Origin of the sequence: Mycobacterium sp., from assembly GCF_052144515.1 — a bacterium.
Taxonomy (GTDB): Bacteria; Actinomycetota; Actinomycetes; order Mycobacteriales; family Mycobacteriaceae; genus Mycobacterium.
This window is the reverse complement of the sequence record NZ_JBKQQD010000178.1, coordinates 74,607-84,095: the sequence shown is the minus strand read 5'-3', so window position 1 is coordinate 84,095 and position 9,489 is coordinate 74,607. Positions and strand designations below refer to the sequence as shown.

The following is a 9,489-nucleotide window of genomic DNA, read 5'->3' as shown; positions in this document are numbered from 1 at the left end:
TGCGCGACGACCCGACCGCGGCGGCCAGCGTGCTGGGCGCCGGGTGGAACCACCGGTAGTTGGCGTCCATGCTGTCGGCCGACTCGTGGGCGGTCTCGCGCAGCATGTCCAGCATCAGCATGAACTGGGCGCGCATCGCGTCCAATTTCGGCCGGCTCATCTGCTGCTGGCCGCCGCCGACGCCGCGGAACATCATCATCATCATCCCGCCGACCATGAAGATCGGGAAAATCGAGCCCACACCGCCGAACACGTGCGAACCGCTGGCGAAAACCATGGCAACCATGCCGCCCAGCAGGCCGATCACCACGACACCGACCACAATCAGCCACCAGGGCTTGCCCTCCGGGGGCGGAATGCTCAGCGGCGTCGGAAGGACGATGTTCTCCGGCTTGATTACCGGAGGCTTTTCCGGTGTGGGTCGTGCGAATCCACGTTTCACTTCGGTACCACCAACTCTGCAGGGGTCATGTCCATCGGTAGCGTGTCGTGCTGCACCAGCGCGTCTGCTCGTGAGAGCGTCGGTCCCTGCGGCAGCAGCCTCAGCGCTACCCACGGCGCGACGCTAGGGGTCCCGTGCAGGCCCAGCGCTTCGCGCGCCTCGCGGGTGTCGTCGACTCCGAACCGCGCGCCCGCCTCCGTCAGCCACCATAGCGATTCGGTTGTCTGTGCCGCCGGGTTGTTACCGGTGACGGCAACAAAGTTCGCGAAGTCGGGGCCGAAGAAGACCTGGTCCGCTTCGCGGCCAGAGGTGTCGGATTTCACCAGCGAGACCACCTTGGGCAGGTCGCTTGTCTTGACCGGAATGGTCGGCCCGGCCACCACCTGCATGCGGGCCCGGTTCTCCCCTGCCGTCCGTTCCCACCACCAGCAGGTCGACGGATTCTCCCGAATGTCCATGACATTCAACGGGTTGTCCGGATAAGAGGACAGGTCGAGCTTGTTGACCACCGGCATCTTCGCCAACGCGGCGGGTTCCACGGTGATTGGTTTGGAGTTTCCCGCGCTGTCGGCATTCTCCATGATCTGGGCCACCAGCGGCGGGAGCGTCTGCACACCCTCGGCCAACACCAGCGAATACTGTTGCGGACCACTGATTTGTGGGGTCACGATCACCGTCCCCACCGGGCCGGGAGCCCCCGGGAACGTGGCCGGGCTACCCGTGTTTGGCACTTCCGGCACCGCCAGTTCGGGTCCCACCGGCAGGGAGTCGAACAACGCGCGGCTCATCGGGCGTGCCTGACTGACTTGCTCGGGCGTCAATCCAAGCGGCAGCAGCACCGACCGGTTGGTCGCGTCGATGCGGGACCGGCGTCCCTCCCGGATGACCCACGCGTCGCCGCCGTAGTTCAACACCACCGCGTCAGACCCGGTCAAGACTTTGCGGTGGCTCGAGAGGTCCGGCGAGCCGTCGATCACCGTGACCGTCACGCCTTGCGACGACCCCATCCCGCTTGAGGTGGCCACGGTGTCGCACACCAGCCACGACGAGGTCTGCGGCGTCTTGGGGGCGAACTCCGAGGGCGCACCCGGAATGCCGACCATCGGCCCGTGCGGCAGGGCGGCGATCTGGCTGGACCGGACGAGGTGCGGGTTGTCCGGCCGCCCGGTGATCAGCCTCGCCGAGGCCAGATTCAGCGCCGGGTACAACCTGTCGCCCACTCGGACGAACAACGCACCGGAGTCCTTGTCCGCGATGATGGGTGACTCACTGATTTGGCCCGACGGGCTGAGGAACGACCACAGCAGCGCCCCCAGGCAGATCACCAGCGCCGCCGAAACCGACGCCACCACGGCCAACGTCTGCCGCCGTCCCGGCTCGACCTCCATGCGGACTCGCCACCGGGTCAGCGCCATCGCGGTTCTGCGCGCAAGGAACTGATAACCCGTCACCTGGGTCCGCGTCGACAACCCGAGGCCGTAACCCGTCCCCCGCTGCCCGCGGCGCTCTTCAGCCACGTTAGATCACCTTCCGGTCCAAAAAATGCCTGGATATCGCGCTTGTTTGTTCTGCAAGGCGCGCATCACATCGATAACCGTAAGGCACCCGCACCGACCTCGCCATGCGATCAGGCGAGCGTTCACCTGCGCATCTCGCTAGGTCCATGACTCCGTCGGCCTTTTGCCGGGCTGAGCCAGGAAACAGCGGGAACAGGGTAGCGGCCGGTGCTTAACGCGGCCTGCAGCACTGAGCTGCGACTTCCCATGTCCCCCGCCCGATCCCCACCGGATTGGTCGTGCCTTCACTGGGTATGGTAGCGGCCCAGGGCCGTGTCGTCCTGCCGAATGCCCACTTCGGTGCCCGCTCCATTGAGCATTGAGCTGCGAAGATCATCTCGGCAAGCCCCGAGCAAACCAAACGCTCGTCCCAGTCGGGCCGGATTCCCCAGGTTTCGGGCGAGCACGCCGATGGGTGACCCGTGTCGGCACCGGGCGGATTCCCAACGCAAGATTGGCGGCATGACTGAGCTCGCGCCCTCGCTGGTCGAACTTGCCCGGCGATTCGGCATCGCAACGGGGTATGAGGACTGGACCGGCCGGCAGGTGCTGGTCTCCGAGACGACGCTGGTGGCTGTGCTTGCCTCCTTGGGAGTGGTTGCCGACACGGAGCAAGACCGCAATGCGGCTCTGACCGCGCATTCGAGGTCTTACTGGGCGCGTCATCTGCCGGCCACGATCGTCGCGCGCACCGGTGCATCGACGCGGTTCTGGGTGCACGTGACCCACGGTGCACCCGCCGAGGTGTGGTTGCAGCTCGAGGACGGCACCGTGCTGGACGGGGTGCGGCAGGTGGATAACTTCACCCCGCCATTCGATTTGGACGGGTGCTGGATCGGCGAGGCCAGCTTCGTCCTGCCCGGCGACCTGCCGCTGGGCTACCACCGCGTACATCTTCGTTCCGGTGACTTCCAGACCAGCACCGCGTTGATCGTCACGCCGGATTGGCTCGGGCTGCCCGAGCAGCTCGGCGCGCGCCGCGCGTGGGGATTCGCCGCTCAGCTCTACAGCGTGCGGTCACAGCAGTCGTGGGGTGTCGGCGACCTCACCGATCTGACTGATCTCGCGGTGTGGTCGGCGTCCCGGCATGGCGCTGACTACCTGCTGGTCAATCCGCTGCACGCGGCCGCCCCGACCGCCCCGATGGAGCCGTCGCCGTACCTGCCGACGTCGCGGCGCTTCTTCAACCCGCTTTATCTCCGTGTTGAGTCCATCCCCGAATTCGCCGACCTGACCAAGCGCGGCCGGGTGCGGCGGTTGCGGTCCGACGTCCAGCATCGGGCCGGCCGGCTCGACGCCATCGACCGGGATAGCGCATGGGCGGCGAAGCGGGCGGCGCTCAAGCTGTTGCACGAGGTACCGCGGTCGGCGGGCCGCGAGCTGGCCTACACCGCCTTCTGCGAGCGGGAAGGGCGCGCGCTCGACGACTTCGCGACCTGGTGCGCGCTGGCCGAAAAGTGCGGCGACGACTGGCATGCCTGGCCGAGTTTCCTGCAGCACCCCGACGGTGTCGGTGTCGGCCGTTTCGCCGAAAAGTATTCCGACGCTGTCGATTTCCACCGCTGGCTGCAGTGGCAACTGGACGAGCAACTCGCTGCGGCGCAGTCGCAGGCGGTGCGGGCCGGAATGGCGTTGGGCATCATGCATGACCTGGCCGTCGGTGTGCATCCGAATGGCGCCGACGCATGGGCGCTGCAGGATGTGCTGGCGCTGGGCGTGACCGCGGGTGCGCCGCCAGACGAGTTCAATCAACTCGGCCAGGACTGGTCGCAGCCGCCGTGGCGGCCGGACCGGCTGGAAGAGCAGGAATACCGACCGTTTCGTGCACTGATCAGGGCTGTGCTGCGCCATGCCGGCGGCGTACGCATCGACCACATCATCGGGTTGTTCCGGCTGTGGTGGATCCCCGACGGCGCACTCCCGACCCAAGGCACCTACGTCCGATACGACCATGAAGCGATGATCGGCATCGTGGCCCTGGAGGCGCACCGGGCCGGTGCGCTCGTCGTCGGCGAGGATCTGGGCACGGTCGAACCGTGGGTCCGCGACTATTTACTGTTGCGGGGCCTGCTGGGCACCTCGATTCTGTGGTTCGAGCTGGATCGAGACGGAACCGGTGGTCCGTTACCCGCCGAGCGTTGGCGGGAGTATTGCCTGTCGTCGGTCACCACCCACGATCTCCCGCCGACCGCGGGCTACCTGGCCGGCGACCATGTGCGGCTGCGCGAATCCCTCGGGCTGCTGACCCGGCCGGTCGAGGCCGAACTCGAGTCCGATCGGGCCGAGTTGGCGGCCTGGATGGCCGAGCTGCGTCGGGTCGGGTTGCTGGGCGACTCCAGAGGCTCCGAAGTCGACCCGGAACAGGTAATTCTGGCCCTTTACCGCTACCTCGGCCGAACGCCGTCGCGGCTGTTAGGGGTGGCGCTGACCGACGCGGTTGGTGACCGCCGGACCCAGAACCAGCCGGGCACCACCGACGAATATCCCAACTGGCGAGTTCCGCTGACCGGCCCAGATGGCAGGTCGGTGATGCTCGAGGACGTGTTCACCGATCGCAGGGCCGCCGCGCTGGTCGATGCTGTGGGCGCTGAGATCGCCCCGCGAACCGTTAGGCCAACCTGTTAGCTTCAGGGTCATGAAGGTCCCCCCGAGGCTTGCCGCGTTTGGTGCCGGTGTCGGCGACCGCGCCGACGCCGCGTTTGGACCTGAACCGATTGCGGGCCAACGACTTCCGGTTGACATCGGCGCGCTCTTGTCGGTCTCATGAGCGCTCTTCCGCTATCCGACCGGGCGGCCCTGAGCGACTTGGTGCACCGGTATGCGGCCAATGTCGATGACCGTCGATTCGACGCTGTGGCAGAGCTTTTCACGCCCACAGCCGAGTTGACGGTGCCCGAGCCGCCGGCGGCGCTGCGGCCGGTCCACGCGCATCGGGGTCAGGCCGCGATCGCCGCGGCGGTCGCCGCGGTTGCTCAGACCGTGCGCACCCAGCACGCGATCGTCGGTGAGGTCTACCGCGAGCTCTCCGAAGAAGTGCCCGAGCCCCACACCGCTCGCGGACGCATCGCGTGCATCGCGCATCACTTCAGTGAACGCGCGGACGAGCTCATCGATGTGGTTTGGCATCTGCGCTACGACGACGAGTACGCGTTGACCGACGCCGGCTGGCGGATTAGTCGCCGGGCTCTGACGATCCTCGCTATCGAGACTCGGCCGGTGCGCCGCGTGTTGCCGCGCGACCCGGCTTAAAGGTATCGGGGGTCTGCCCTCTCCCCTCGCCCGCGGTCTGCTCGAATTGCATCGAACTTGTTTGCTCAGAAGCTATTTCGGGTAGTTCCAGTCCGGGCCTTACTTGAACAAACTGCCTGACGCGGCCGTACGTGAAGTGACAGCAGAGGAGACGCTCATGAGGGACATCAGGCGCGATCGTGGGCATTCGGACCAATCGGTGCAGGATTCGGTGCGTCGACACGGGCTCGTCGTGGTGGCGGCAGTTGGGCTGGCGTTTGTGGTCTGCCTCGCCAATTTCGCGCTTGGACACAACGGGGCCGGCGTTGCGGCCGTCATCGCCGGATTGCTGGCCTTCGGGGCCGGGATGGCCTGGCTCGCCATGGACAGCAGGCGCGTCCGTCAGGCGGAACGGGACTGGTTCATCAACCACCCGGCGCGCTAGCCGGTTACTGCAAGGCAGCCAGGTTTTCTACCGACGTGCGCACGTCCGAGCGAAGGACTCGGGCGACGAGCTTTCCGACCGGCCCGCTCAGCACACCGCCGTTAAGATCGGCCCTGAGGTGAAAAACCGATCCCGGATCGTCGGTGGCGACCTTCAGCGCTACTGAAAGCCGGATCCCGCCTTTGGCGCGACCTTGCAGCTCAACCGATTTCGGCTCGTCGTAGTGGGTGACCTTCCAGTGGACGACGCTGCGGAAACCCTTCACCTTGATGCACGAGGAGACGCAGGTTCCCGCCTCGATCGTCGACGGGACCTCTCCCCGCCAGCCGCCGAAAATCGTCATCCATTCATCGAATCGGCGCAGGTCAGAAGCCAGCTTCCAGGCGGCCTCCGGTTCCAGATCGGACGGTGTCGAAACATCTACTCGCGCCATGTCTTATGCGCTCCCCCTGCGACAGTCACGACATTGCATGCCAGCGCATACCCGGTTGCGGCGACCGCATAAACCCGGGCTCAGGAACCGGTCCAGAACGAGTCCAACGATTCGGCGACGTCGATGACCTGCGCGGCTTGGGACTGAGGAGCGTCGATTTCGTCCGCGACGTACTGGGCGATGAATCGCCGGATCTCACCGTCAACCCCTCCGATGATGCGCACCACCTCACCGCGAATAGAGGAGGACGACACGTTGACGGTGATATCCGAAGGCCGCGGTTTGGCGACGTCGACGATCAAAACCAACGGCTCGGCGGCGCGTGCGGTGGCGCGCAGCGCGATGTCTCCGGTGACCGCGAACCGCTGTTTGTCGAGCCGCAGATCGAGGAGCAGATCGATCGCAAGGGGAATGTGGATGACGAACGTGATGAGATCACCGAGGCTCCGCGTGACCCGAGGGTCTTTGATCTTAACATTGGCGCTGACTTTGGCGATCTTCCCGGGCCCCTGAGCAATCGGCTCCATCGCGAACTCGCTACCAGCGATTTCGGCGAGCGCGGCGGCAACGCGTTCCGGGGTGACGGCCACCTCGAAGAATTTGCGTCCGAACTCTTCGTAGGTGACGTAGTCGTGGTTTTCCATAGGCTTATACCGTCTCACGCCGCCTGTCAGAACCGCCGCTGATCTGCTCGCGTCCTGCTCGCGTCGCGTGAATTGCGGGTCGGATGTGCGCCGGCGTGGCTTCAGCCCCAGTCATCGCTGGCTGTGAGGAGCACCACAAGCGGCCGCTTGGATTCGGTGTGTCGCGTGGCGGCCTGCCAGGCTGGAGCATTGGGAGGTTTGCAATTTCATGTGTGCCCACGAATTGACCGAGCCGCGCTCGGTCGCATCCCGGATCGAGGGGCTGCTGACCTGGCTTGGCGGCGGGCATTGGCGCGAACTCGGTGAACGTCACGAGCGCTCCAACCATGCCGTCACAGGCGCTGTCGTGGTGTTCGGAGCCGCGCTGGCGTGGCTGGTCGCCAGCTTGGCTATCAGCGAATCGGCACCCTTGCCGATGCCCGCCATCGTCGCGCTCACCCTCGTCTTCGGTCTGCTGGTCGGTGCGGTGACCCGCGGCACCGCCGGCGGGCCGCGCCGGGGCTGGCCGGGCACGGTGGGCCGCGCGGCGGTCGCGGTCGCGGTCGGTGTTGTCGTCGGCGAGCTCGCCGCGCTCGTCCTGTTTTCCGGCTCGATCGAGCATCGTCTCGACCAACGGGCCTTTTCCACCGCCGATTCGGCGCCAGTCGTTGCCAAAGTGTCGGCATCGCTGCGGCAATCGCAGGCGGCACGCCTTGCCCTCGACGATGCGGTCCAACAGGCCCGCGAGAACCAGGCCAAGGCGTTGGACGTCGCGCGCTGCGAATACAACCCCACGCCGGCCTGCCCCCAGACCCGAATCACCGGCGTGCCCGGTGCCGGACCCGAAACACGAACGGCGAACGAGCTTCTCGCCGACGCGCAGCACGAGCTGGACAATGCCCTGGCGGTCCGCGATCGTCAGGCACCCGAACTCGACGCCGAGGTTGCGCGCGACGAGCAGGCGCTGGCCGCGGCACGCCAAAGCGTGGTCGCAGACGCTGGTCGGGGTCTGGGCGCACGCTGGGTGGCCATGAATGAGCTCACCTCCGCCAGCGCCGGGACGTTGGTTCTGCGGCTGCTGACGATTGCGTTCTTCGCACTGCTTTACCTGCTGCCGCTGATTCTGCGGCAGTGGCGCGGCGAGACGACCCATGATCGCCACACGACCGCACGCGCGGACCGCGAACGCGCCGACCTCGAGGCCGACACCGCGATCGCGATCAAACGCGCCGAGGTACGCCGCGAGGCCGAAATCATGTGGGCTGAGCATCGACTCACCCAGGCCCGGCTCGCCATCGAGGCCCAGGCTGAAATCGACCGCGAACAGCAGCGCCGTCGAGTCGTTGAAGCCCTGGAAGGGCCAGGCGATTACCCAGTCCAGACCGCGTCAGCGCGTACCTTCGAGCCTGTGGGGGAAGACATGTACCTACCGATCGCCGCCGAAGCGGAGGCAGCCAGCCGGGCAGCCGCCGAATTGCCGGCTTCACCAGAGCAACACCAGGTGACCCCGGAGAACTTGCCGGCACACATCGAGCCAAACCGCGAAGTTGAGCCGCACACTGAGCGCGGCACCCCGTCGATCCCGTCGATTCCGGACGCCACGGCGCACCTCGGGAAGGCCGCGGCTCGCTGGATTCGTCCGTTGGTGCCGCCGCTCGTCGCGCGCGTGATCGACAACACGACTCAGCCCCTGACCCAGCCCCTACGTACGGCTCGTCAGGTCTTCGAAGACGTCGAGGAGATCGCGTTCTCGTTCAAGCGCACCCGCAAGATCACCGTCGACACCGAGAGCTCCGACATACAACCGCTGACCGCAGCCGAAGCCGCCGAAGCGCCGGCCGGCACCAGCCGCATCGAGTCGTCGCGGGGCGAGCGCGACTGGCCCTACCAGCCCTACCAGGGTCCCGACGACCAGCGCTACGACCCGGCGCCGTTGGAGGGAGCACCCCGCAAAGACGTGGCGGGTCTGTCCCTGGGGCCGGCCGAGCGCCCGGGTAATCGCGAGCTCGCAGGGCGAGATGGGCCACACGAACTGCGTTCACCCGAGGGCCCGCGCCAATTACCGCCCGCAGACTAGCTATTGGCATGATGGGCCCCTGACGTTTCCGCCCGCTCGGAGCGTATTATCCGGCCCACGGAACGATCTCGTGGATCCCGCGGATCCGCGACGGTAGCAATGACAGGGCGGGATCTCGCGGTGATATCCGGAAGTTCGATCGTAGCGCCGGCGGGCATATGAAGATCAGCCTGCTCCTCGCCGACGCAGCACAGGCCGATGCCCAATCCGGAAAGGTCAATGCGCTCGGTCTGGGTTGGAGACAGTGCCAGACGCCTACGCCCGCCATCGCGTTGGTACTGTTTCTCGACATCGACTGGGATGAGACCAATAAACGGCACCAGCTGAAATGCCAATTATTGACCACCGACGGCGATCCCGTGACGGTGCAGGGGCCGCAGGGGCCTCAGCGGATCCTGTTCGAAGCGGCTGCCGAGGCGGGCCGGCCCCCCGGGGCAATCCACGGCACTTCGGTGCGCATGCCGCTGACTCTGAACATCCCGCCCGGAATACCGCTGGAGCCCGGAGTCTACGAGTGGCGAGTCGAGGTCGAAGGATTCGAGATGGCCACCACGGTCGAGCCGTTCATGGTGATCGGCCACGTGTCGGCGCCACCCGGGTAACTCGGCGGACGGACGCTGCGCGAGCTGCAGCGATAGTCGTGGTACCGAGCCCGCCAACCACTTTCGCGCCGCATTCACCAACC

At 66.5% G+C, this 9,489-nt stretch carries 8 protein-coding genes and 1 pseudogene; 5 read left to right on the top strand and 4 right to left on the bottom strand.

What is annotated here, in order from left to right:
- Nucleotides 1-442, bottom strand: a pseudogene (locus ACLP9N_RS12220) (type VII secretion protein EccC); the annotation flags it as partial.
- Nucleotides 439-1,959, bottom strand: coding sequence for a type VII secretion protein EccB (eccB, locus tag ACLP9N_RS12215; RefSeq protein ID WP_442407642.1), 1,521 nt, complete (start codon nt 1,957-1,959; stop codon nt 439-441). The pseudogene ACLP9N_RS12220 and the gene eccB, both read right to left, overlap by 4 nt.
- A gap of 501 nt (nt 1,960-2,460) precedes the next feature.
- Here eccB and malQ point away from each other — a divergent pair.
- The 3 genes from malQ (at nt 2,461) to ACLP9N_RS12200 (ending at nt 5,671) form a co-directional block, all read left to right on the top strand.
- Entirely contained in the window at nt 2,461-4,623 is a 2,163-nt protein-coding gene (malQ, locus tag ACLP9N_RS12210) for a 4-alpha-glucanotransferase (RefSeq protein ID WP_442407641.1), read from the top strand.
- Between the two features lie 138 nt (nt 4,624-4,761).
- Nucleotides 4,762-5,247, top strand: a complete 486-nt coding sequence (locus tag ACLP9N_RS12205; RefSeq protein ID WP_442407640.1) for a nuclear transport factor 2 family protein — start codon at nt 4,762-4,764, stop codon at nt 5,245-5,247.
- Between the two features lie 157 nt (nt 5,248-5,404).
- Nucleotides 5,405-5,671 carry a LapA family protein gene (locus tag ACLP9N_RS12200; protein ID WP_442407639.1) on the top strand — a complete coding sequence of 89 codons (267 nt, stop codon included), beginning with the start codon at nt 5,405-5,407 and terminating at the stop codon, nt 5,669-5,671.
- A 4-nt stretch (nt 5,672-5,675) separates the two neighbouring features.
- Here ACLP9N_RS12200 and ACLP9N_RS12195 read toward each other — a convergent pair whose 3' ends face one another.
- Both ACLP9N_RS12195 and ACLP9N_RS12190 read right to left on the bottom strand, forming a co-directional pair.
- Nucleotides 5,676-6,104 carry a type II toxin-antitoxin system Rv0910 family toxin gene (locus tag ACLP9N_RS12195; protein ID WP_442407638.1) on the bottom strand — a complete coding sequence of 143 codons (429 nt, stop codon included), beginning with the start codon at nt 6,102-6,104 and terminating at the stop codon, nt 5,676-5,678.
- Between the two features lie 80 nt (nt 6,105-6,184).
- The gene (locus ACLP9N_RS12190; protein WP_442407637.1) at nt 6,185-6,748 is read right to left on the bottom strand and encodes a hypothetical protein; all 564 of its coding nucleotides are present in this window, start codon (nt 6,746-6,748) and stop codon (nt 6,185-6,187) included.
- A 208-nt stretch (nt 6,749-6,956) separates the two neighbouring features.
- Here ACLP9N_RS12190 and ACLP9N_RS12185 point away from each other — a divergent pair, with 208 nt between their 5' ends.
- Nucleotides 6,957-8,804, top strand: coding sequence for a DUF4407 domain-containing protein (locus tag ACLP9N_RS12185; protein ID WP_442407636.1), 1,848 nt, complete (start codon nt 6,957-6,959; stop codon nt 8,802-8,804).
- Between the two features lie 158 nt (nt 8,805-8,962).
- On the top strand, nt 8,963-9,406 hold the full coding sequence (locus ACLP9N_RS12180) for a DUF6941 family protein (protein ID WP_442407635.1): 444 nt from the start codon (nt 8,963-8,965) through the stop codon (nt 9,404-9,406).
- Nucleotides 9,407-9,489 lie beyond the last annotated feature (83 nt).